Genomic DNA, 24,639 nt, shown 5'->3' on the forward strand with positions numbered 1-24,639 from the left:
GGCAGCATGAACAGGATCGTGATGAAGACGACCCAGACGATCGCGACGATGCCGATCGGCCGGCTCCAGCGGCCGAGGTTCCACGGGCCGGGCTGGAAGCGGTCGCCCTGCAGCAACCGGAGCAGCGTGGGCAGGACGTAGGCGATGTACAGGCCGATCACCGCGATCGACGTCACCGCGGCGTACGCCGTCGCGTTCCACAGGTACGGCAGGCCGAGGACGAAGGCGCCGCCGGCGGCCAGCCAGATCGCGTTCGTGGGTGTCCGGGTCTTCGCGTTGATCTTGTGCCAGAGGCCCGACCCGGGCAGCGCGCCGTCCCGGGAGAACGCGTAGATCATCCGCGAGTTCGCGGTCACCGACGACATCCCGCAGAACAGTTGCGCGCCGATCACCACCAGCAGCAGGATCTTCCCGGTGACCGCGCCGGCCGCGTCGATGAAGATCTGCGCGGGCGGTACGCCGGTCGAGCTCTTCAGCGCGCCGTCGTAGTTCTGGATCGCGAACGTCAGCCCGATCAGCAGCACCCACCCGGCGGCCAGCGAGACCAGGATCGACATCACGATCCCGCGCGGCCCGGAGATCGCGGCGTTCTGCGTCTCCTCGGTCATGTGCGCGGAGGCGTCGTACCCGGTGAAGGTGTACTGCGCCAGCAGCAGGCCGAGCAGTGCGACGTAGAGGGTCGAGCCCCAGCCGGTGTTGTTCACGAAGTGCCCGAACACGAACGACGCGGACTGGTGCTTGCTCGGTACGACGATCAGCACGACGACGATCGCCAGTACGCCGACGATGTGCCACCAGACGCTGATGTCGTTGAGCCGCGCGACGAGCTTGACGCCGAACGAGTTCAGCAACCCGTGCACCAGCAGGATGATCCCGAACAGCAGGATCGTGTGGCCGGGTGTGGCGCCGAAGCCGAACTGCAGGTCGAGGAACGCGTTCAGGAAGAACGCCGCGCCGAAGTCGATCCCGGCGGTCACCGCGACCTGGCCGAGGAAGTTGAACCACCCGGTGAACCACGACCAGGCGGCGCCGTTCGACGGCGCGAGTTTCGCGGCCCAGTAGTAGAGGCCGCCCGCGGTCGGGTAGCTGGAGCAGACCTCGGCCATCGCGAGGCCGACGAACAACGTCATCAGCCCGACGACCGGCCAGCCCCAGACGATCAGCACCGGGCCGCCGGTGTTCATCCCGAACCCGTACAGGGTCAGGCAGCCGGACAGGATCGAGATGATCGTGAAGGACACCGCGAAGTTCGAGAACCCGGACATCGTCCGGTTCAGCTCCTGGGCGTAACCCAACTGGTGCAGGCGTTGCTCGTCGTCGGTCATCGGGGCGGAGTCGGTGTGTTCGTCACTCACTGCTGGCCTCCTGGACACTGGCGCCTCAATGGTCTCCCCCCAGACCTTTAGCTCATTGAGGCAGCCGGTGACCGGCGTGTCAAGGAGTCAGTCGAGAAACGCCCTCAACAGCGCGGCGGTGCCCGACAGGTGTTCCTGCATGGCCTGCCGTGCCGCCTCCGGGTCTCCGGCGAGAACCGCGTCGACGATGACCTTGTGTTGCTGGTTGGAGTGCTCGATGTTGCGCTCCAGCAGCGGAATCGCGTCCAGTAGCTCGTTGAGGCGCATCCGGACGTCGGCGGTGGCGGAGATCAGGGACGGTGAGCCGGTGACCTCGGCGATCGCCAGGTGCAGGCGGGAGTCCAGGCGGCGGTAGTCGGTCAGGCTCGCGGCGTCGGTTTCGGCCAGGCAGCGTTGCAGGTGGTCGCGTTCGGCCGGGCCGAGGTCGCGGTCGGCGGCGGCTTCGGCGGCGCCGGTCTCCAGTACGACCCGGAGCGTGAGGGCGTCGTCGAGGCCGGCGGCCAGCTCGCGGGCGAGGCGTTTGGCCGGCGTACGGCGCGGTTTCGGGAGTTCCTCGTTGACGAACGTACCGCCGTACCGGCCGCGGCGCGACTCGACGTACCCGGCCTCGGTGAGCGCGTGGATCGCCTCCCGGAGCGTGACCCGGCTGACGTTCAGCCGGACCGCCAGCTCGCGCTCCGGCGGCAACCGGTCGCCGGGCACGACGACGCCGAGCTTGATTGCCTGCAGCAACCGCTCGACCGTCTCCTCGAACGGGTTCCCGGCCCGCACCGGCCGGAACACCGCATCATCCGCCTGAACGACCATGACCCCACCCTAGAGCGGGGTGACGTACGCTCCGGAGATTCCGCCGTCGACGAGGAACGTGTTGGCGGTGATGAAGGAGGAGTCGTCGCTGGCCAGGAAGGCGACCGCGGCGGCGATCTCCTCCGGTTCGCCGAAGCGGCCCATCGGGACGTGCACCAGCCGGCGCTGGGCGCGCTCCGGGTCCTTCGCGAACAGCTCGGTCAGCAGCGGCGTGTTCACCGGGCCCGGGCAGAGCGCGTTCACCCGGATCCCCTGCCGCGCGAATTCCACCCCGAGCTCGCGGCTCATCGCCAGTACGCCGCCCTTGGACGCGGAGTACGAGATCTGCGACGTCGCCGCCCCCATCACCGCGACGAACGACGCGGTGTTGATGATCGAGCCCTTGCCCTGGCGCTGCATGTACGGGATCGCGGCCTTGCAGCACAGGTACACCGAGGTCAGGTTGACCTCCTGGACCTTCCGCCACGCCTCCAGGCCGGTGTCCAGGATCGAGGCGTCGTCGGGCGGCGAGATCCCCGCGTTGTTGAACGCGATGTCGACCGCGCCGTACGTGTCGAAGGCCTGCTGGAACAGGTTGTCCACCGCGGCCGGATCGGTGACGTCGGTCGCCACGAACAGCCCGCCGGCCTCGTCCGCCGCGTTCTTGCCGGCCGCCGGGTCGAGGTCGCCGATCACGACGCGCGCGCCCTCGGCGGCCAGCCGCCGTACCGTGGCCAGGCCGATCCCGCTCGCGCCTCCGGTGACCACCGCGACGCGGCCCTCCAAACGGTGTGCTTTGCCACCACCCATGTCAACAGTCATATCAGTCCTCCGTGGAGATGAAGATGTTCTTGGTCTCGGTGAACGCATCGAGTGCGTCCGGGCCGAGCTCCCGGCCGAGACCGGACTGCTTGTAGCCGCCGAACGGCGTCGAGTACCGGACCGACGAGTTGGAGTTGATCGAGAGGTTGCCCGCCTCGATCCCCCGCCCGACCCGGATCGCCCTACCGACGTCGCGGGTCCAGATCGATCCGGACAGCCCGTACTCACTGTCGTTCGCGATCCGCAGCGCATCCGCCTCGTCCTCGAACGGAATCACCGCGACCACCGGCCCGAAGATCTCCTCGCGCTGAGCCCGCTCGTCCGCCGGCGCCAGCACGGTCGGCGGGAACCAGAACCCGGCGCCGGTGGGCGCACTGCCTTGAAATGCAGGGTTCTGGACGTACGAAGCGACCCGCTCCAGCTGCGCCTTCGAGATCAACGGCCCCATCTCGGTCGCCGGATCATTGGGATCACCAACCTTGAAGTTCTTCACAGCCGGTTCGAGCAGTTCCAGGAACCGGTCGTACGCCGACCGCTCCACGAGGATCCGTGACCGCGCGCAGCAGTCCTGCCCCGCGTTGTCGAACACGCCGTACGGCGCCTGCGCTGCCGCCTTCTCCAGGTCCGCGTCCGCGAACACGACGTTCGCCGACTTCCCGCCCAGCTCGAGCGTCACCCGTTTCACCTGGTCCGCGCAGCCGGCCATGATCTGCTTGCCGACCGTTGTGGATCCGGTGAAGACGATCTTGCGGACGGCCGGATGGCTCACGAAACGCTGACCCACCACAGTCCCGCGACCGGGGACGATTTCGAGTACACCCTCGGGCAGGCCGGCTTCGAGCGCGAGTTCGCCGAGGCGGATCGCGGTGAGGGGGGTCAGCTCGGCGGGCTTCAGGACAACGGTGTTTCCGGCGGCGATCGCGGGGGCGAAACCCCAGCCGGCGATCGGCATCGGGAAGTTCCACGGGACGATCACGCCGACCACGCCGAGCGGTTCCTGGAACGTCACGTCGATCCCGCCGGCAACCGGAATCTGCTGTCCGAAAAGGCGTTCCGGAGCGGCCGAGTAGTACGTCAACACGTCGCGGACGTTGCCGGCCTCCCAGCGGGCGTTGCCGATCGTATGGCCGGCGTTCTCCACCTCGAGCGCGGCGAGGTTCTCCAGGTCCGCGTCGACCGCGTCCGCGAACCGCCGGAGCAGCCGCCCGCGATCCGCCGGCGCCACGTTTCGCCAGGAATCAAACGCTTTCCGGGCTCGGTCGATCGCCGCGTCCGCGGCCGCCTCGTCGGCCAGCTCGATCGTCCGGACCACCTGCTCGGTGGCCGGGTTCAGTACGTCGTACGTCATCGGGTGCTCCTGATCAAAGCGGTGAACAGCCGTAGGTCCTCGGGGTTCTCCTCCGGATGCCACTGCACGCCCAGCGCGAACTCCTTGCCTTCCACCTCGGCGGCCTCGACCGTTCCGTCGTCCGCGCGCGCGGTGACCGTCAGGCTGGGCGCGACCACGTCGAGCGCCTGGTGGTGGTAGCAACTGCCGGTCGCCTGCTCGCCGAGGATCCGCGCGGTGAGCGTCCCGGGCTCGACCTTCACGTCGACCCGCCCGAACACCGCGGGCCCCGGCCGATGCCCGTTATGTGCGACCACCTCCGGCAGATGCTGATGCAACGTGCCGCCCAGTGCCACGTTCAGCACCTGCAACCCCCGGCACACCGCCAGCAAAGGCAGCTCACGGTCCAAGGCCTCTCGGATCAGGACGGCTTCGTGGAGGTCCCGCCCCGGCCGGGTGTCAACGGTCTCGGGATGCGGCACAGCGCCGTACTGTCCGGGGTCGACATCGCATCCGCCCGCGATCACGAGACCGTCCAGCAGGTCCAGTACCGAGGGATCGGTGGCGACCGGCGGCAGGAGGAGCGGCGTTCCGCCAGCGGCGGCGACCGCGTCCAGGTAGACGCGCGGCACCAGTGCTGCCTCGCGGTTCCAGATGCCCCAGGTCGCCGGTTCCAGGTACGTCGTGATGCCGATCCGCGGCCGTTCAGAGCCGTTCGAAGCCACGGACCCGCTCCCAGTCGGTGACGGCCGCGTCGTACGCGTCGAGTTCCACGCGGGCGGCGTTGCTGTAGTGGTCGACCATCTCGTCGCCGAACGCCGTCCGGGCGAGCTTCGAGCCGGCGAACAGCGCGGACGCCTCGCGCAGCGTGGACGGTACGTGCTCCTTGTCGGACTCGTAGGCGTTGCCCTCCAGCAGCGGTTCGAGTTCCAGTTCCTGCTCGATGCCGTGCAGGCCGGAGGCGATGATCGCGGCGACCGCGAGGTACGGGTTCACGTCCCCGCCGGGCAGGCGGTTCTCGACCCGGAGCGAGTCGCCGTGACCGACCACGCGCAGCGAACACGTGCGGTTGTCGAGCCCCCACGCGACCGCGGTCGGCGCGAAGCTGCCCTTCGCGAATCGCTTGTAGGAGTTGATGTTCGGCGCGAGCAGGTAGGTGAACTCCGGCAGGCAGGCGAGCTGCCCGGCGATGAAGTACTCCATCAGTTGGGAGAACCCATGATCACGGTCACCGGCGAGCACCGGGTCGCCGTCCTCGGCGCGGAAGCTCAGGTGGATGTGGCACGAGTTGCCCTCGCGTTCGTCGTACTTCGCCATGAACGTGAGGCTCTTGCCGTGCTTCGCCGCGATCTCCTTCGCGCCGGTCTTGTAGATCGAGTGGTTGTCGCAGGTCGCCAGCGCCTCGGCGTACCGGAACGCGATCTCGTGCTGGCCGAGGTTGCACTCGCCCTTCGCGGACTCGACGTACATGCCGGCGCCTTCCATCCCGTTGCGGATGTCACGCAGCAGCGGCTCGATCCGGGAGGTGCCGACGAGCGAGTAGTCGACGTTGTACTGGTTCGCGGGGACCAGGTCGCGGTACCGCTTGTTCCAGGCGGCCTCGTAGGTGTCGTCGAACACGATGAACTCGAGCTCGGTCCCGACGTACGCCTTCAGGCCCCTCTCGGCCAGCCGGTCGAGCTGCTTGCGCAGCACCTGCCGCGGCGAGGCGACCACCGGCGTACCGTCCAGCCACTGGACGTCGCACAGCACCAGCGCGGTCCCCTCCAGCCACGGCACCAGCCGCAGCGTGTCCAGGTCCGGCGCCATCACCATGTCGCCGTACCCACGCTCCCAGGAGGACATCGCGTAGCCGTCGACGGTATTCATGTCCACGTCGACCGCCAGCAGGTAGTTACACCCCTCGGTCCCGTGCTTCAGCACCTCCTCCAGAAAGTACCGAGCCCCACACCGCTTCCCCTGCAACCGCCCCTGCATGTCCGTGATCCCCACCAGCACCGTGTCAACCACCCCGGCCTCAACCAGCCGCCGCAACTCCTCCACGCCCAACCCGACCACTCCCAAACCCTATTGGTCTGTTTCCAGCCCATTGACTCAACTCCAGGCAGCCCTTGTCAACGCCAGAGCCCCTGCCTCCAGGCCAGGCTCATCCCGGGAGCCTCAGCTGTCCATGCATTCTGTGCTGAATCGCCGATCGGCCCGAGCCAGGATGCTCTCCATGCAGGCGCCCACGTCCGCGCCAGGCGCAGGAACGGCTTCGGAATGCGACTCCCCCAACGCCCTGGCGAGTGCAATCCTTCATCTCCAAGTGCAACTCGGTGCCATATTCGGGTTTCTCCCTGGTCACATCCATAGCACGTTGTTCGTTCTTACCGCCCGGCGTCGCGCGACCGGTTGAGCCTCGAGATCCCTGAGGAGGATCTACCGGGCAGTTGTGGACGAGGAGGCTGGAGGCGCCGACGTAGTAGTTGTGGTGGTTTCTACTGCGAAGTTGTAGACGGTGGTGGCAACGGTCTGGTGGGTGATGGTGCGGATGGTGGCGGTGCTGCCGTCGCGTTGGAGGGGTTTGTCGCCTGGTCGGAGGTCGCCGGACTCCACACAGCTGCGGTCGGGGTGTAGAAGGGGTGTTCGGTGGTGCCCGCTACCTTGTCGCGGTCGGCAAGGGTGACGATCATCCGTCTCTTCGGCGTGTTGACCGAAGAGACGGGTCACCTTCTGCAGCGACAGCTTGCCGGTCACCTGGTAGCGGGACCTCATGAGTCGTCGGCGGCCCGTCGATGAGTTGCACGGCGGATGTGGGTCATCCCCCGTCGACAGGGACGTACTTCCAGCCGATTTGCAGACTCCTGGAGCGCGAAACTTTCGATCGGCCGCCCGACCGAGTCGAAGGCCTGCCTTGCGATCGAGCAGGTACTACGTCGGACGCTCAGGACTAGGCCTACCCGCCGCGCTCAACCTCGATTGCGCGACCCCGGACTGATTTTGCCGGGCCAGAACGCCTTCCACCATGGAGTATTGAGCCAACGATCGTAGTTTGCCTGCTGCTCGTCGACTGTGCCGATCTGGTTCGCCGGCGCGTACGCCAGCATCGATTCCTTGTGCTGAATCCCAAGGAGCGTTCGGCGGCTCAGGACATCAACGACGTCTGAGTTGGCCCACCTGCCGCTACGCATGTTGGCTTCGACTCGTGCACCCGCACAACACAGCCTGTAGCCAAGCGGATCAGTCTGGCGCCGAAGGTCTAGAAATGCCGACCAAAGGCCCTGCCCGACCCCGGTCCACGTCCCACCGGCAGGTGCCGTCAGGACCAGCGTCCACCGCGAGTTGCGTTCCACGCGTCGTTCCAGAGACCAGACCTCCTCGATTCCATCAACCGCGACCATGATGTTCTGTACAACCTGGTACTCACTCTGCTCACTCACTCGATGAACCCCGGATTCATCACTGACGGTCCACTCCACCCTCCGAAGAGAGTAGGCCGCGCAGACTTTATATATTGAGGCAGGATCTGTCCTTCAAAGGAGATCTCCCGTTCCCTCCGATACAACCATGGAAGTTTAAGGACCTTGCGCGCAACGATGCCACCGCCGGGATCGGCGATCTCGTAGACCCAGCCGCGGCGGGTCCGCTCGTCCTGAGCTGAGAACGAGCGAGCCTGGCTTCTCGACTCTGAGGTCGAGATCCACTTACTTGATTTGTTGCGCAAGACAAAGTCCTCGTAGCTCGCATCGCCCCCTCTCGCGACAAAGCCAGATCCGAAGATCTCATCAGGTCCTCGCGTATCTCCGCGGTACAGGGTCTTTCCGGCGCCTCTGACGCCTCTGGCTTCCTTGCCCGCCTTCAGGCCCTTGTTGACGTACTTGCCCGCCTTGGCGGCGGTGGCGGCGTAGCCGGCGACGGGGATGGCAGAGGCGGCGCTGAGGGCGGCGTTGACGTAGTCGCCTTCGGCGGCGTACCAGCCGGCATTCGCGAGGTCCGCGAGCTCGCCGACGACCGGGATGAGGCCGATGCCGTCCAGGATCCCGTGGCCGATGTCGGCCTTGTGGTGTTTGACGGTGTCGAGGAAGTCCTTCCAGTTCTGCTTGATGTTGCCCTTGCCGGGACCGTCGATGCTGTACTGCGTCGGCGCATTGTTGACGACGTCACCGGTCTGGTTGACCGCGTCCTGGTAGATCTGATCGGTCTGGCCACGCGTGTCGTCGACGAGGTCCTGGGACGTGCCGCCGCCGCTGGGGTTGCCCCGGGTGATGATCGGCTTGGTGACGCCAGGTGCGTTGGGCTGCGGGTTGTTCTTGACCTGTTCCTCGAGGTCCTGCCGGGCAGCGATCGCGGGATCCGGCGGCTTCGGCTTCGCCTTGGGCTTGGCCGGCGTCGGGTCATGCGGCCTGTTCGGCTTGTCCGTGTCGTCCGGTTCGTCCGGCGGGTCGACCGGACAGGACAGGCGCGGATCGGGACATTTCGGCTTGACCACGGGCCGAGGGCATTTCCGGCCCCCCTCGCAGGTGTCCTTCGGGATATCGCCGCCCGTCCAGGAGCACTGCAGGCTGCTGGCGGAGTAGGAGGTCATCGCGGCGAACGCGGCGATCGCCGGGCCGGCGTTGTGCGGATAGTCGCCGCCGGTCGTCGACCCGCCGTCATTGCTACCCGGCTTGTCCTTGCACACCTGCTTGACCGGCCCGTACGGGTCGGTGGCGTAGTTGCCGGTGGGGTCGTAGTTGGTCAGAGGGTTGGCGTTCCCGTACAGGTACTTGTTGGCGCCTGCGGATGGGCCACCGGAATAGTTCACCGTGTCGCGGGAAATGAACGAGCCCGAGTCCGGGTCGTACCAGCGGGCGCCCATGTTGAGGTTGCCCGTCGACGGATCGCTCCAGTCGCTCTGGTAACCCACGCCGTACTTAAGCCCCGCTGTGGCCAGCTCTTTACCGAAGGGACCGTAGGATCGTGAGTCCGGCAGCGCGCTCAGCGTCGCGTCCGCGGGATCGAAACCACCGGTGATATCCGTGTGGCCGTCGGACAACAGCAATCGCTGCGTCTGTCCTTGCGCCAGCGACAACACATCGCCTCCGGCACCACGGCCGTACGTCTGAGTGCCGTCGGCAACAACCTGGTCGCTGAACCCGGCGTACTGCAGGTTCGTACCGCCCGCTGTCACCGCGCGGTCGTTGCCGTCGTACTGGTACACCCGGCCGCCTTGTTCGACGATCCGGTCGAAGGCGTCGGACTTCGTCGATTCGGTCACCGACCCGGTTGTCTTCGACAGCAGTGTCCCGCGGGCCGAGTAGCTGTAGTCCGCCGTTCCGTCGGTGATCAGGCGGTTGCGTTCGTCGTACCGTGCGGTCGTCGCATCCACCTGGGTGCGGTTGCCGGAGTCGTCCCAGTCGTACGCCGTCGTCTTGCCGCCGGCCGTCCACGTCTTCAACCGGCCCGCGTCGTCGTAGGTGTACGAGTTCGCCCCCGCCCCTGCGACGCCGGTGGTCGTCTTCCCGGTGAGCCGATCGTCAAGGTCGAAGCCGTAGCCGACAGAGCTGACGACGGCACCCGCGCTGTTCTTCAGCGCGTCGGACTTCAGCCGACCGAGGTCGTCGTACTCGAAGGTCCGGACGCGGCCGAGGCCGTACCCGATCGACTTCGGCATTCCGGCGTTGTCGTATCCGAGCGTCTCCGTGGTCCGGGTGACCGAGTCGGTGACGGAGGACAACCGCCCCTTCGTGTATCCGAAGTCGGCAGTACCGGAGGCATCGGTCCGCTGGACGAGCGCGCCGTCCGCGTCGAACGAGAAGCTTGCCGCACCGGAGGTTCCAGAGGCCGTAAGCAACTGTCCCCGGTCGTTGTAGGTGTAGGCGTTGTCTCCACCGACACCGCTGACGGTGGTCACTCGGCCGAGTGCGTCGTACTTGATGTGACGGTCGGCGGCCTGGACTCCGGCTCCGCTCCCCGACTCGTCGGTGAGCCGACCGGCAGCATCGAAGGTGCGCGTCCGGCTGACTCCACCCGGCTCGGTCAGACCAACCGGGTTACCCGCCGCGTCATAGGCCGTCGTCCAGGTTCGATCCGCGGCGGCCGGATGCGCGACCGTCGACGGCTCGACGACCGACTCCGTCAGGCCCAGGCTGTTCAGAGTGGTGTACGTCGAGTTGCCGCGACCGTCGGTGTAGCGCGTCTGGTTGCCGGCTGCGTCGTATCCGAAGGTCGTGGTGATGGTCTTGCTCGACGACACCGTCTCCTGCTGCTGGGTCAACCGGGACAGCGCGTCATAGGTGTAGGAGGTCTGACCGCCCACCGGGGGCTTGGCAGTCAGGACGTTGCCGTCTGCATCGACCGTGAAACTGGTCTTCCGCAGTTGTGTCTGTGCCGCATCCAGGTCGCTCGTTTCGAGCAGACGATCGGCCAGGTCGTAGGTCGAGACGTTCGTGCGCCCCAATCCGTCGACCTGTTCCACCTGCCGGCCGAGGAAGTCGTAGCCGAACTGCGTCACGACACCGGACGGGTCGGTGACCTTGATCGGCTGACCGAGCGTGTCGTACGTCGTCGTGCTCGTGGCACCCGTCGGCGACGTGGTCGAGGTCACGTGATCCGCGTCGTCGTAGGCGAACCGGGTGACGAAGTTGTCGGTCACGGGCTTACGTTCGACCTGCGTCTGCGTCACGACGCGATCGAGGTCGTCGTACGTCGACTCCACGCGTCCACCGAGCGGATCGACCACAGCCTTCGGATCTCCGTTGCCGGTGTACTCGTACGACCAGATCGCCCGGTCGTCGTTGGTCGCGGAGGGCTGGTCGCGTTTGATCAGCCGGTTCTGCCGGTCATAGCTGAGGAGAGTGTCCGCCCCACGTGCATCCGTGACCTTGACGGCATTCCCGTTCGGGTCGTACGCCGTCTTCACCGTGGGCGTGATCGCCGTACCACCGGGCGGTGTGTAGGACGGCGACGTCGACTCGATCGGCAGTCCGAGCTTGTCGTAGACAGCGTGCCCGATGTTGCCAAGGGCATCCTTCGTGGAGACGACCGATCCGTAGGCGTCGTATCCCACGACTGTCACCGGCGACTCGTGCGCCGGTGCCTGACCGTTCTCCTCTACCTGGACCTTCGGCAGCGTGACGACGTCCTGCCGCCCCAGAGCGTCGTAGCCGTACGTCGTGGTGAAGTCGGCCGCGACCGCACCAGGCGCGTTGCCGCGAGGCGAGGTCATGGTCGTCTGCAGGTTGCGCTGGTCGTAGGTCCAGGTCGTCGTGAGCCCGGTCGTACTGTCCAGCCATGCCGTCTGTGACGTGCGCCGGCCGGCCGGGTCGTACCCGAACGTCGTCTTGCGCTGCAATCCGCTGACCTGCTGGTGCGTGTTCGAGAAGTCCCCGGTCTCGACCGTCGACAACACGTTGCCGCCGAGGTCGTACGTCATCGCAGTCGTCCGGTCCAGACCGCCCGGGTCCACCGTGCTGGTCTTGACCCGGCCGGCGCCGTCGCGGGTGTACGACGTTCTCGTCTTCCCGTTGTCCGTCACCTGGGTCAGCAGGTTGCCGGCACCGTCGTAGGTGTCCGACTCGAGAACGAAGTCGCGGGTGGTTCCGTCCGGATCGTGGAAGTCCTTCAGTATCTTCGACTTGAGCAAACCGTCGTCGTAGTAGACGTACTGGACCGTTCGTCCCATGGTGTCGGTCTCGCGCACTACTCGGCCTGTCTGGTCGTACCCGAACGATCGAAGCACCTTGTAGCCGGTGTCTCCCGTGTTGTCCGCGTCCCTCAGCCGGACCTCGGCCAGCTTGTTGCGCGCGGTGTACGCGTACTCGTACCGGTTGCCGTTGGCATCGGTCATCGCGGTCTGGTTGCCGAACGCGTCGTACTCGTAGCTGACCTCGTTGCCCGCGCCATCGGTCTGCCGTTCCAGCCGGTTGCGATCGTCGAAGGTGTACGTCGTACGCCGGGGATCGCCGCCGCCGAGAAGGTCCACCGTCTCCTGCGCGACGACATTGCCGTCGTCGTCGTAGCTCAGTGTCGCCTTCTGCTGATGCTGGGTTCCGGTGACCTTGTCGGTCGTCACTGGACCCGTCGTGGTGCTCAACCGGGACGCACGGTCGTAGGTGAAGGTCGTCGTCACACCGTCCGGCTGTGCGTCAGAGGTCTGGGTCTGACTGATCTTCCGACCGACCGCGTCATAGGTGTACGACGTCGACATCCCACTCGGGGTGGTGACCTTCGCGAGCTGACCAGTCGCATGGTACGTGTACGTCGTCACCGCGCCGCGCGGGTCGGTGGTGGTACGTATCAGACCCGACGGCATGATTCCGGTCGGCCCGACCTCGCTGCCGTTCGTGTAGGTGTTCTTCACCGATCCGGAGTCGACGCTGGTCTGAGTGGCGATGTCGCCTTGGGTGACGTAGGTGTAGCTGGTCTTGAAGGAGTCGTCCGCGGGTCCTGACGATCGCCCGTCACGAGATTCGGAGGGCAGGTTCCACCGCGCGTCGAGCGGGTCGGTGAAGCCGGTGGTCGGAAAGGTCGTGTAGCTGGTGTGGCAGTCGGCTGTGCCGGAACGGCAGGCGGTCTGCGACGTGTTGTTTCCCTTGCTGTCGTATCCGAGGCTCACCGTGTCGCCGACTTCGTCGGTCGTCTTGGTCAGCTGACCCGACTTGTCGTACTCGAAGCTGCGGACCGCGATCCCGTCGAGCGCGTGCCAGTCGAAGATCGGGTCCTGGGAACCGGATCCTGGTGTGACCACACAGAACTCGGGGTCGCCCGGGTCCGGCGTATTGCAGGTTGTCGGTGTGGGAGTCGGCGTCGGCGAAGCGGGTAGATCCTCCTCGCGGGTCCCCAGGCCGTTCGGTACGCCGGAACGGAGCATCCAGCCGCCGATTCCGTCGTACTCGTAGAGGTACCGACGATCCGCGGGATCGCGGACCTCGACCGTACGGCGAAGATCGCTCGCACCGCCGGTAACGCTGGGCGCGCTGATCTTCCACAGGCCGCCGTTGTCGTCGGTGAACTCCTTGATCCGTTCGGTGGCGGTGTCGTATGCCGCCGCCGAGACGACCTTGCCGCTCGGGAGCGTCACTGTGGTGAGCTGATCCGCCGCGTTCTTGCCCAATTGGTAATGCGCCGCGACGACATCCGCGGGCAGCGGGTGGGAGTAGATCGCGACCTCGTCGATCGATCCCTTGAGATAGTTGCGAGTCGCCGTACCCCAGCTCGGCCAGGCTCCCGGGGCCGGCGTGAAAGCGGCTCCGAGTTGGTTGCTCACCATGTTCAGGTGGTCGACGTTCTTACCCGTGATGGATCCGGCCACCGCACCGTCGACGTACAGGGTCTGGGTCGAACCGGACGACGAGATCACGACATGGTGCCAGCGGCCCTCGTCGACAGGCGACACCGTGCTCATCGGTGCAGCCGAACCGTGCCAGAACTGGCCGCGGAGCAGGCCGTCCGCGCCGACGTACAGGATCGGCATCCCGGTCGTGGGGCTGCCCTCGATCGCGGCGTTCTGATAGCCGATCAGCGGGTTTACCACGCCCTTGGTCAGGATCCGGAACCAGAGTTCGATCGACTGGTTGCGGTTGCGCCGAACCATTCCGTCCGGCAGCTTGACGTAGGACGGCCCGTTCGCGCCGTTGAACGTGGCCGCGGTGTCGCCGGATCCCGCGATACCGCCCGCGACGCCGTTCATGACGCTCTTGTACGTACCGTTGTCTTTCCCGAGGTTCTGGGTCACCTCGCTGCCTGCCGGTCCCGACTCGTCGTCGAGCCGGTAGTACGAGTCCGGCTGCGAGTCGACGACGGCAGACCTGTAATGCGAACCCTGGGCAGAGCCGTACCTCGTGCACTTGCCGTCCGGCGCGCACACGGAAGTGAGGAGGTCGCCCGTGTACGTGTAAGACCAGACAAGTGGCGCGCCATCGACCGCCGCTGTGCTGACCGTCGCGATGTGGGAGCCGTTCCAGGTGAAGGTGAGCGCCTGGTTGTTGCCCTGCTGGCTCACGACCTTGCTCAGTTTGCCGTCGCCGCCGTACTGGAACAGCATCGGCTTGCCCCAGCGTCCCTTGATCTGGGTCAGCTTCCCGGACACCGAGAACGTGTAGGTGTTCCCTCCGCCGTCCTTCAGCAGCCACGTGTTCGTCGCGCTGTCGAAAGTCAGTCCCGCCTTCCGGCTCAGCGGGGCGACATACGTCCCATCGGGATTCTTGCCGAACCGAACCTGTTGCCCGTCGGCGTAGCTGGCCAGCACGTTGCCGTCCGTCTCGACGGTCAGAGCGAAGTCGTACTTGCTCGACCAGCCGGCACCGAAGACGCCGGACCGGCGCGGATCCAGGCTGTTGTAGGTGCGCACGACATCGAGCTCAGGCCCGGCGACCGGCACCGAGGCATCCACGTCCGACGTCAGAAAGTTGCCGATGTTCGGGTCGAACGGCTGGTCACCGGTGCCGTACGGCGCATTCGCGAGATGTGAGGTGATCGCCGGCTGCGGCACATCGGTCAACAACGCCATCCGGTCCGGAGCCGGGGGCGACACCGTCACGGCGCCGGTGGTGTCCTTCGCCATCAACCGCCAGGCGTACTCCTTGTTCCAGGACAGCTTCCCGGCCGGGATGTCCCAGTTGCTCGCCGACTGGTACGGCGAAGTGAAGCAGCCGGTGTAGGTCCCTGAGCTGGTCTTCTCACAGACCTCGAAGCTGTAGGTGATGCCGCTTGTCGGGGCGTCGATGTCGTAAGCACGGCCCCAGAGCTGCGGCGTCAACGTCTGTGGGTGATACCCGTTGTCCGGCGACAGCTGGTCCACGACCGGCGGAAGGTTGCGGACCTCGATCCTGATCTTCGCCGGCGAGACGTTCTCCAGGCTGAAATCCGGACCGCCGACGTGAACCATGGTGAAGTAGACCTGATACTGCCGGGCACCCGTGCCGGCACTCATCGCCTTGATCGTGGCGTCGAGGGTGACACTCGCGCCGCGGGACAAGGTGGTCGGGAGGTCCGCGCCGCGGTACTGGTACAGCTGCTTGTCGTTGGCATCGAGGACGACCGTCTTCAGGTAGTACTTCGACGGAGCCCAGTCCTCGGCGCCCAGGTTCTTGACGGTGATCTTGATCTTGCCGTCCTGGTTCTGCAGTACCGGCGGGTTCGGCGAGCTGTTGATCGTGTACTTGGCGTTGTAGGCAGTGTGGGTGATGAAGAGCTTCGGCGGGTTCGCGATGCCGATGCCGGTTCCCGCGAACTCCTTCCACGAAGTGTCGTCGTCCACGGGCGCACGGAGGGACAGGCCTTGGTTGGTGCTCGCGTCGTCCACCCAGCGCTGTACCAGCGCGGCGCCGGATGCCCCGAGGTTGAAGGTGATCGGGACAGGCTTACAGGCCGTGGTCGTCGATCCGTTCGGGATGTATCCCTGGGCGAACGACCGTGTTGCCAACGCTGCGCCCACCGCCGGACCTGGATACGTCAGGCTTGTACTCGGTGTCCACGCCCCGGTCACCGCATACACCGTGACCGGTCGCGACGCGCACGACGGCGCGTTGAAGCTGCTCACCTGGAGTTGTGCACCGTAGATCGTGTGGTAGCGCAACTCGTCCGGGAGATCGAACTTGAGATACGCGGCCGATCGGTTACCCGCCCGTCGGCCGATCATGAAGTCGCTGTCGCTCAGATAGCTTCCGGAATCCCGGACGGTGACACCCTGACTCGATCGCGCTTCGGTCACCGTCGGGTCAACCCGCACCGGATAGACCCGCGCAGGATCGTCGAGCCACTGTTCGTCCAGCTTCATCTCGAGTGCCTGGCGGCCGGCAACGTCCACCAACCGGTAGCTCACTCCACTCGAGGTCGCCGAGGCCCCGTCCACCATGAACCCGGCCGGGATCGTCGCCTTTTGGTTGCCCTTGGCATCAACAAGGGCAATGCCGCGGTCGTCCTGCCGGGCGGTGACACCCTGGAGGAACAACGGGAAGACGTACGAGCGAGCCGATGACTTCGATCGCAGGACTACGGTCTCTTTGATCCCGCCCGGCTGCGCGGTCAGCTCGAGGTCGGCGCCCGGCCCGAAGGCGGCGTACCGAACTGTGTCCGTTCCGGTGGCGACACCGAGAGCCCGCGTGCCCTCCTGGACGCCCCAGCCGATCCTCTCCCCACCGGCCAGCGCCACCTCGGCAACGGCCTGGCCCGGAGCGACCGCTGCCGCCATCCGCGATTGGACGGTGTCCCCGGTGGTACTCCATCCGTCGCCCTCGATCGCCTGCCGGCGCCCGAGGACGACCTTCGCCGGTGACCAGGTACCGTCGGGCTTCAGGTAGTTCGCGGGCGTCGTGGACACCACGGTGGTTTCCGTGCCGTCCGCGTTCGCGTAGGTGTTCTCGTAGCGCGACCGCTTGCCCGGGATCTCTCGGCTGGTCCGGCTGTCGAAACCCGTGACCGTCCTCGCCTGCCCCGAGACGACCTGAACGGCATTGGAGCCTTTCGGGATCTTAGGAGCCAGCTGCCGTGCCGGATAACGGGACTTGAGACTCGCCGGTACGGTCTTGTTGACCTCGTCACCGACGACATGGGGCTGATTCGCAGCCGTTCCTTCACGCTGTTGCGGTGCCGGCCCCGGCCGGTGACCGGTCCGCGCGCTTCCTTGCGCGACGGCCGGCGCGGCGGCACCGAAGTTCACTGCGCTCAGCGGCATCGCGGCGACCGCGGCCAGGGCCGTCCCCTTGATCAACCACCTCGGAAAGATCGTCTGCTTTCGGGCGCGCGACAGCGATCCGGCCATGCGGAGTACCCCCAGGTGAAAGTTGCGCTACTCGTCCCCCGAGTCACGACAACGACACGGAACCTAACACTCTGCGACCTTGATCGCAGCCCGTCAGCCGGCAATTGCAGGTTGTTGCATTTTCCTGTGTCGGGAGGCGTTCTTCGAGGTAGTCTCCGTGCCGATTCGGATCCGCTCAGGACGGGCGGACTCACCTGATCTGTCGGGCATGCGGCTCGGGGCGGGGTATCGCGCATGCACAGCCTCGACCTGGGGGTTCCATGTTCAGCACAGTTCCCAGCGGCGCAACCGTTTCCGGTTTGCGCCGCAAGCTCACCATCGCCGCGTTGTCTGCGGGCCTGGCCGGCAGCGTTCTGGTCAGCGGTGCGGCCGCGCCGGCGAATGCCGAGGACGCAAACATCACCTGTAAGCCGGCCCAAGACGTGTTCGCGGTCGCTGACGACGGCAGTCTGATCCGCTATCAGTTCAACGATCTGAGCACGGTCGCGTCGCCGGTCCAGGCCGCAGCTCCAGCCACCATCGGCGGTGGGTGGACCAACTTCCAGAAGGTTCTGGCCGGACCGGACGGCTGGCTGTATGCGACCAGCACGGCGGGCACTTGGGCCTACCACTGGGACGGCACGAAGTGGGATGTGTCGGCGAAGTCTCTCGGTACCGGCTTCCGGTCCTACGCGGACCCGTCCCGGCAGAACAAGCTCACCATCGACTCACGGGGCGACTTCTGGGCGATTCTCGACGACGGCACACTGCGCCGCTACGAGTACGACGCGACCACGAACACTTTGAGCAGCCGGCCGATCGCGAGCGGCTGGGGAGGCTACAACCTGATCACCGCCGCCGGTGACGGCGTCATCTACGCCCGGACGACGACGGGATACCTGCATCGCTACCAGTTCGAGAAGACCAGCGACCGCCTGGTCCAACGTTCGGAGTTCGGCGGCGGCTGGAACAACTTCGGCAAGGTGTTCTCCGTCGGCGGTGACATCGTGCTGGCGATCGACGGGACCGGCCGGCTCGCGCAGTACCGCTATCGCCCGGTTCCGGACGGGACCTGGGTGCTGATGAACAACACGATCGGCGGCGGATGGAACTTCGTCGCGGTCGTCGGAAGTTCGAACGCCTGCACGCTGACGGCGTCGTTCGTTCCCGCTGCGCCGCAGGTGCCGACCGAGCAGAACTCGGCGATCGCCGTACTGCAGACCACCGGTGGGCAGATCGAGTACAGCTACAGCGACAACATCGGCCAGGCCCAGTGGGGCCATCAGCCTGACCCCGCGGACTTCGGCGGTACCGCCTGGACGCCGATCAACGGTTCGGATGCGTTCACCGGCACACCCGGTCTGGTGGCAGGCGCTGACAACAAGGTCGACATCACCTTGCACAACATCAACAGCAAGTTCGCCGGCCGGGTGCAGACTGCCCCGGCGTCCACTCAAGTCGGGGCGGCGATCGACCGAGGCGGTTTCATGGCGTCCAGTGCTGTCTCGGTGATGAACGCGTCAACCAGCAAGATCGTGATGTTCGCTGTCGACGGAGCCGGCGCGCTGTGGGGGAAGGCGGAGGGCGCCGGGGGACTCCTCGCGTGGCAGAAGTTCGCAAGCCCGGTCTTGTCCGGGGTGCCTGCCGTCGGGCCAGGACCCAACAACACCACCACGGTCATCGCGCGCGACACTGCCGGCACGTACTGGGCGGCGAACTGGAACGGTACGGAGCTCTCGGCGTTCAGCAGCCTCGGAGGCACTGGGTTCGTCGGCAAGGTGTCGATCGTCCGGTACCCGGGCGATCTGCTCCGGGTGTTCGCCAAGGACGCGAACGGTCACCTGGTGACCCAGAAGCAGACCGCGGCCGGTACGGCCTTCCCGGGCACCTGGGAGACGATCGCTGCGGACCAGACCTGGCCCGGTTCACCGGCCGCGATCATGTCGCCGGCAACCGGTCTGATCGAGGTTCTCATTCGCGGAGCGGACGGCAAGAACTACTTCGCCCAGGAGATCGCCCAGGGGTCCGGCACGTGGGGTGCGTTCAAGGACACGATGCCGTCGGTGAGTGAGCAGTACACCCCGGATCCGTCGCCGTTCGTCTACACCGCGAACGGTGTCGCCAACTGGGCGTTCGTCACGCATACCCAGGACTTCCAGGTTCGGGTTGTCACGGCGAGTGCTGCGCCCGCGGCCAAGGCGGCGAAGGGCATGAAGGTCGCGAAGGTAGCTGATCCGGTGTTCGCGGTTCACAAACTGCCGAGGGCGCCGAAGTAGCACCAATACAGGGTGGGGCCGTCGGTGGGGGGCACCGGCGGTCCCACCCGGCGTGGTGGTGCCGTGGCACTGGGGGGACAAGGGAGGGGTTGGCTGATGTGGGGGGTCCGGGGAAAATCTGCGGACTCGGCCGCACCGCCCACGCGGCCCGAATCCTGGAGGACCGCTATGCGATCTTTCATCACCCGTCCCCGCGCCCTGGCTGTTCTGCTGGCCGGTACGGCGCTGGCGTTCAGTCCGGTCGGAGGGCAGGCGACGGCTCAGTTGCCTGCTGCGCGGACCGGGAATCCGGCGTGTTTCACGCCCGAGGAAGGGGCCGCCGCTCGTGGTGGCTTCGGTGCCGACACCCGGGAGTTGTCGGTCAAGGAGCAGCAGGCGATCGACGCCCGTACGGCGCAGATCCTGAAGAGCAAGGCGCACGACGCGAAGCGGCTCGCGGCCGCGAGTGTGCCGGTGTATGTGCACGTGATGCTGAGTACGTCGGGTGCCGGTGATGTCACCGACAACCAGATCTCGCAGCAGATCGCCGAGTTGAACCAGGACTACGCCGGGCAGGAGTCGTCGCAGGCCGCGAACACCGGGTTCAGCTTCTACCTGGCGGGGACCGACCGGATCAAGAACGACCAGTGGCACAACGACAAGCAGTCCACGCAGTACCGGTCGCAGACGCGCAAGGGCGGGAAGAACGCCCTGAACATCTGGCTCGTCGACTTCTCGTACCTCGGGATCGCGACCTTCCCGTGGGACTACGCGAAGAACCCGTCGATCGACGGCATCCGGGTGCAGTACAGCTCATTGCCGGGTGGTTCGGCGACGAACTACAACGAAGGCAAGACCGCGTCCCACGAGGCCGGGCACTGGTTCGGGCTGTATCACACGTTCCAGGGCGGTTGCACGAGTACGAACGACTCGGTGGCCGACACGCCCGCGCAGAGCAGCGCGTCCAGCGGGTGCCCGACCGGGCGGGACTCGTGCTCGCTGCCGGGACTGGACCCGATCCACAACTACATGGATTACTCGTACGACTCCTGCTATAACCAGTTCACCCCGGGCCAGTCAACCCGGATGAGCAACATGTGGACTGCTTACCGTGCATGAGACCCGACTGTGACATCTGGACCGGTTGGCAACTAGAGTGCGGCCGATGCGTTTGCTTCTGACGGCCTGCGCTACCACCGCCTTGGTGGTTGCCGGACCTGTGACAGCGACTGCCGCCGGCCAGGGCCCGCAAGGGCCGGTCGGCGGTGAGCTGCTGACCGCGAAGCCGACGGTCGTCGCCGACGGGGCGGCGCCGCCGGCCGTGCACGCGTCGGCGTACGTGGTGGCCGATCTGGACACCGGTCAGGTGCTGGCGGCCAAGGCCCCGCACGCGCGGTTGCGCCCGGCGAGCACGCTCAAGACGCTGACCGCGCTGGTCCTGCTGCCGCGGCTGAAGAAGACCGATCCGGTCATCGGCACCACCGCCGACGCCGGCATCATCGGCAGCAAGGTCGGGGTGTACCCCGGCCTGCACTACACCGTCGACCTGCTGTTCCAGGGCATGTTCCTGGCCTCCGGCAACGACGCCGTGCACGCACTCTGCTCGCACGACCAGGGCGGGATCCCGGCCACGGTCCAGCGGATGAACCAGAAGGCCAAGGAGCTCGGCGCGCTCGACACGACCGTCACGGACCCGACCGGGCTGGACGCCGACGGGCAGTACTCCAGCGCGTACGACCTGGCGCTGTTCGCGCAGGCGGGGCTGGCCCGGCCGGACTTCGCGACGTACGCGTCCACGAAGTACACGAACTTCCCGAACGCCGGGAACAAGGGCACCTACCAGGTCGCGAACCAGAACAAACTGCTGTTCGGGTACGACGGCGCGCTGGGCGTGAAGACCGGGTACACGACGCTCGCCCACAACACCTTCGTCGGCGCCGCCCGCCGCAACGGGCACACGCTGGTCGTGACGATGATGAACGCGCCGCACGGCATCACCCAGGACGCGAGCAACCTGCTGACCTGGACGTTCACGAACTACGGCAAGCTGAAGCCGGTCGGCACGCTGGTGAAGCCGGCTGCCGCACCGCCGCCGAAGACGCAGGCCGAGGGTAAGGGCCAGGACAAGCCGACCGCCCGCAAGCCCGGCGAACCACCCGCCCGCGCGGCCCTCGCCCCCGGCCAGGCCGTCACGTCCCTCGCGTTCCGCATCCCCGCCCTGGCGTACGCCGCCCCGCCCGTGCTCCTGCTCGGCCTGTTCCTCCGCCGCCCGCGGGCGCTACGCCGCCGTCGTCACTGACGTCGTACGGCGCGAACCGCACGAACGGCCTGTACGGCGAGCGTGGTCAGCGTGACTCCGAGTACGGCGCCCGCGGCGACTGCGACCGTGTCGGCCTTCCGCTCCGGGATCGGCACCACCTTGTACCGCGTCGCGGGCGGGTCCGGTTCGGCGGCGGGCTCCTCCGGCTCGGTCCGGGCCTGGCGGTCGAGCGTCGCTTCCTTGGTCCACGCCGCGATCAGCATGATCACCCGGGTCATCAGGTAGATCCACACCAGGAGGGCGAGCGGCAGGGCCAGAGCGCCGTACGCCGCGTTCGCACCGATCACGTGGCTCACGTAGACGTTGCCGAGCTTCTGCGCGAGGTAGAACACGATGCCGCCGGCCAGCGCCGCGATCAGCGCGACCTTGCGCGGCAGGATGATCCTCGGCAGCGCGGTCTGCATGTACAGGAACAGGACCGCACCGGCCGCGACGCCGACGACGAGGCTGATCAGGTCGATCCCCCAGTTCGCCAGCCAGGTCCCGTCCAGGTGGGTGGCGTTGACGATGCGCCGGGACAGGCCGGTCAGGATCGAGGAGGCACCGGTCGCGATCATGCCGATCAGTCCCAGGCCGATCAGCGCGCCGAGGTCGACGGCCTTCAGCTTGATCGCGTTGCCCGGTTCATCGTCCAGCTCGTGCATCGATCGGATCGAGGCGCGCAGCGAGTCGATCCAGCCGAGCCCGGTGAGCAGCAGCGACACGCCCGAGATCAACCCGATGGTGCCCGCGTGCGCGACCAGGCCGTCGATGTCGATCCGGTTCCCGATGCCGGGCAGGTTCTGCTGGAGCGCGTCCTTCAGCGCCTTGATCGCCGTGTCGCCGAGCAGCGGCCCGGTGATCGCCGCGGCCAGCACGATCAGCGGGAACAGCGACAGGAACCCGAAGAAACTGGTGGCGCCGGCCAGCCGGTTCCCGCGCCGGTCGCCGTACCGCTGCCAGGCGCGCCAGAGCTGCGTCCGGCTGAACCACCGCCAGACCGCCTTGAGCTTCTTCATGCGTCTCCTGTACCCCGAGGTCAGGAGGCTCAGCCTGCCAGCGGGAACGACCGCTGCGGACGCCACACGCCGTCGGCGCCGTGTTCGTAACGGCTGAAGTACTCGACGTCGAAGTCGCAGTCGTACTCCGACAACGCGTCGTACGCGCGGTCGAGGGCGTCCTTGTCCAGGTCGTGCGCCACCGTGACGTGCGGGTGGTACGGGAACTTCAGGTCGACCCGCAGCGGTCCGGACCGGACCTGCGACTGCAGCACCTCGCAGGACGAGATGCCCTCCGCGAGCGGCACGAATACCACCGGCGAGATCGGCCGGAAGGTCGCCGTACCGCGCAGCCGGATCCGGAACCGCGGGAACCGGGCGGCGACCGCGAGCAGGTGCTCGTCGATCGCCTCCAGGTCCCCGGCCGCGATGTCGGTCGGCGGCAGCAGCGTCACGTGGGTCGGGATCGACCCGGCCATCGGGTCGCCGAAGTCGGCCCGGTACTTCTGCAGCTCCGTGCCGTACGGCTCCGCGATCGGGATCGCGACACCGATCGTCGTCATGCGCGCACGAAACCAAGCCGGTCGTACACCTTGGCCAGCGTCGGCTCGGTGACCGCCCGGGCGCGCTCGGCGCCGGCCGACAGGATCGCGTCCAGTTGCGCCTTGTCGTCCAGGTAGGTCAGCGTCTTCTCCCGGAACGGGGTGACGAACTCGACCACCACGTCGGCCAGGTCCTTCTTGAAGTCGCCGTACCCACGGCCGGCGTACTCGTCCTCGAGCTCGCTGATCTTCTTGCCGGTGAGCGCCGAGTAGATGGTCAGCAGGTTCGCGACGCCGGGCTTGTTCTCCTCGTCGAAGACCACGTCCCGGCCGGAGTCGGTGACCGCCGAGCGGATCTTCTTCGCGCTCGCCTTCGGGTCGTCGAGCAGGTCGATGATGCCGGCCGGCGACGAGCCGGACTTGCTCATCTTCGACGACGGGTCCTGCAGGTCGAAGATCTTCGCGGTCTCCTTGACGATGTACGCCTCGGGCACCCGGAAGGTCTTGCCGAACCGGTGGTTGAAGCGCTGCGCCAGGTCCCGGGTCAGCTCCACGTGCTGGCGCTGGTCCTCGCCGACCGGGACCCGGTCGGCCTGGTACACGAGGATGTCGGCGGCCTGCAGGATCGGGTACGTGAACAGGCCGACCGTGGCCCGGTCGGCGCCGCCCTTCGCGGTCTTGTCCTTGAACTGCGTCATCCGGCTGGCCTCGCCCATCCCGGTGATGCAGGACATCACCCAGGCGAGCTGCGCGTGCTCGGGCACCTGCGACTGGACGAACAGCGTCGACCGCTCCGGGTCGATCCCGGCCGCGAGCAGCTGCGCCGCGGACCGGCGGGTGCGTTCACGGAGGGCCTTCGGGTCGTACTCGACGGTGATCGCGTGCAGGTCGACCACGCAGTAGAACGCCTCGTGGTCGTCCTGCAGGGCCACCCATTGCCGCAACGCGCCGAGGTAGTTGCCGAAGTGGAAGGAGTCCGCCGTCGGCTGGATCCCGGAGAGCACGCGGGGGCGCCGCTGGGAACCGGCTGCGGAGGGGTCAGACGCAGCATGGGACATAGGGGTGATTCTGCCAGCGACGCCAGCCCGCCTTACACCCGGGAGGTGTATCGGTCATATCCCAAGGACTATGAGTCACCAGGTCCAGCCGCGGGCGGCGAGGGCCTGCTCCTCTTCCCAGCGTTTCGCCTCGCAGCGCTTCATGTCCGGATGACCCGGGCAGCCGGCCAATCGGCAGGCCTCGTCGAGCAGGTCGTCGTACGCCGCCTCGAGCGCCATCAGCCGGTGGGCGCGGGCGTACACGTGCGGCGTCGACTCGATGCTGCGGATCTTCGTGGAGACCGTCCCGAGCCGGGTCTGCAACCGGAGCGTGTCGAACGGGTCCGGCTCCGGCGGCGCGTCCGGCCGCAACCGCGCCTTCAACCGGGTGGCCGCGCGCTGCACGCTACGCCGCCAACGCGCCGGCGCCGGGTCCGGCAGCAACACCCCGAGCAGGGCACAGAGCACCAAGAAGACAACCAACGACACGAGCCACGCCATCGCCCTCACTCCCC

Annotated in this window: 15 protein-coding genes; 3 read left to right on the forward strand and 12 right to left on the reverse strand. The window is 66.9% G+C overall.

What is annotated here, in order from left to right:
• The 8 genes from VFF46_RS01765 to VFF46_RS01800 all read right to left on the reverse strand — a co-directional run.
• Nucleotides 1-1,355: amino acid permease (locus VFF46_RS01765; RefSeq protein ID WP_325035195.1), on the reverse strand; the 1,355-nt coding region annotated here is incomplete at its 3' end.
• An 87-nt stretch (nucleotides 1,356-1,442) separates the two neighbouring features.
• The gene (locus VFF46_RS01770; protein ID WP_325035196.1) at nucleotides 1,443-2,162 is read right to left on the reverse strand and encodes a FadR/GntR family transcriptional regulator; all 720 of its coding nucleotides are present in this window, start codon (nucleotides 2,160-2,162) and stop codon (nucleotides 1,443-1,445) included.
• A 9-nt stretch (nucleotides 2,163-2,171) separates the two neighbouring features.
• Complete coding sequence (locus VFF46_RS01775; RefSeq protein WP_414673027.1) at nucleotides 2,172-2,963, reverse strand: 3-oxoacyl-ACP reductase; 792 nt, start codon at nucleotides 2,961-2,963, stop codon at nucleotides 2,172-2,174.
• Between the two features lies 1 nt (nucleotide 2,964).
• On the reverse strand, nucleotides 2,965-4,311 hold the full coding sequence (locus VFF46_RS01780; RefSeq protein ID WP_325035197.1) for an aldehyde dehydrogenase family protein: 1,347 nt from the start codon (nucleotides 4,309-4,311) through the stop codon (nucleotides 2,965-2,967).
• Nucleotides 4,308-5,015: a gamma-glutamyl-gamma-aminobutyrate hydrolase family protein gene (locus tag VFF46_RS01785; RefSeq protein ID WP_325035198.1), complete on the reverse strand. Its 708-nt coding sequence runs from the start codon at nucleotides 5,013-5,015 to the stop codon at nucleotides 4,308-4,310. Before VFF46_RS01785 ends, VFF46_RS01780 begins: the two co-directional genes overlap by 4 nt.
• Nucleotides 4,996-6,348 (reverse strand): glutamine synthetase family protein, encoded by a 1,353-nt coding sequence (locus VFF46_RS01790; protein ID WP_325035199.1) that lies wholly within the window; start codon nucleotides 6,346-6,348, stop codon nucleotides 4,996-4,998. Before VFF46_RS01790 ends, VFF46_RS01785 begins: the two co-directional genes overlap by 20 nt.
• 893 nt (nucleotides 6,349-7,241) lie before the next feature.
• Entirely contained in the window at nucleotides 7,242-7,712 is a 471-nt protein-coding gene (locus tag VFF46_RS01795; protein WP_325035200.1) for a hypothetical protein, read from the reverse strand.
• Nucleotides 7,709-17,014 carry a LamG-like jellyroll fold domain-containing protein gene (locus VFF46_RS01800; RefSeq protein ID WP_325035201.1) on the reverse strand — a complete coding sequence of 3,102 codons (9,306 nt, stop codon included), beginning with the start codon at nucleotides 17,012-17,014 and terminating at the stop codon, nucleotides 7,709-7,711. Before VFF46_RS01800 ends, VFF46_RS01795 begins: the two co-directional genes overlap by 4 nt.
• Nucleotides 17,015-17,313: 299 nt before the next feature.
• Here VFF46_RS01800 and VFF46_RS01805 point away from each other — a divergent pair, with 299 nt between their 5' ends.
• The 3 genes from VFF46_RS01805 (at nucleotide 17,314) to VFF46_RS01815 (ending at nucleotide 21,547) form a co-directional block, all read left to right on the forward strand.
• Complete coding sequence (locus VFF46_RS01805) at nucleotides 17,314-19,269, forward strand: tachylectin-related carbohydrate-binding protein (protein WP_325035202.1); 1,956 nt, start codon at nucleotides 17,314-17,316, stop codon at nucleotides 19,267-19,269.
• Between the two features lie 168 nt (nucleotides 19,270-19,437).
• Nucleotides 19,438-20,367 (forward strand): zinc metalloprotease, encoded by a 930-nt coding sequence (locus tag VFF46_RS01810; RefSeq protein WP_325035203.1) that lies wholly within the window; start codon nucleotides 19,438-19,440, stop codon nucleotides 20,365-20,367.
• A 46-nt stretch (nucleotides 20,368-20,413) separates the two neighbouring features.
• Complete coding sequence (locus VFF46_RS01815) at nucleotides 20,414-21,547, forward strand: D-alanyl-D-alanine carboxypeptidase family protein (protein WP_325035204.1); 1,134 nt, start codon at nucleotides 20,414-20,416, stop codon at nucleotides 21,545-21,547.
• Here the strand turns inward: VFF46_RS01815 and VFF46_RS01820 are convergent.
• From VFF46_RS01820 to VFF46_RS01835, 4 genes are all read right to left on the reverse strand, one after another.
• Nucleotides 21,541-22,566, reverse strand: coding sequence for a YihY/virulence factor BrkB family protein (locus VFF46_RS01820; protein ID WP_325035205.1), 1,026 nt, complete (start codon nucleotides 22,564-22,566; stop codon nucleotides 21,541-21,543). The two genes, VFF46_RS01815 and VFF46_RS01820, sit on opposite strands and share 7 nt — an antisense overlap.
• Nucleotides 22,567-22,595: 29 nt before the next feature.
• Entirely contained in the window at nucleotides 22,596-23,108 is a 513-nt protein-coding gene (locus VFF46_RS01825) for a 2'-5' RNA ligase family protein (RefSeq protein ID WP_325035206.1), read from the reverse strand.
• The gene (gene trpS, locus VFF46_RS01830) at nucleotides 23,105-24,145 is read right to left on the reverse strand and encodes a tryptophan--tRNA ligase (protein ID WP_325035207.1); all 1,041 of its coding nucleotides are present in this window, start codon (nucleotides 24,143-24,145) and stop codon (nucleotides 23,105-23,107) included. The genes VFF46_RS01825 and trpS overlap by 4 nt, the downstream gene beginning before the upstream one ends.
• Before the next feature lie 75 nt (nucleotides 24,146-24,220).
• Nucleotides 24,221-24,625 carry a hypothetical protein gene (locus VFF46_RS01835; protein WP_325035208.1) on the reverse strand — a complete coding sequence of 135 codons (405 nt, stop codon included), beginning with the start codon at nucleotides 24,623-24,625 and terminating at the stop codon, nucleotides 24,221-24,223.
• Between the last annotated feature and the right edge of the window lie 14 nt (nucleotides 24,626-24,639).

Origin of the sequence: Kribbella sp. (assembly GCF_035655035.1) — a bacterium.
Classification (GTDB): domain Bacteria; phylum Actinomycetota; class Actinomycetes; order Propionibacteriales; family Kribbellaceae; genus Kribbella.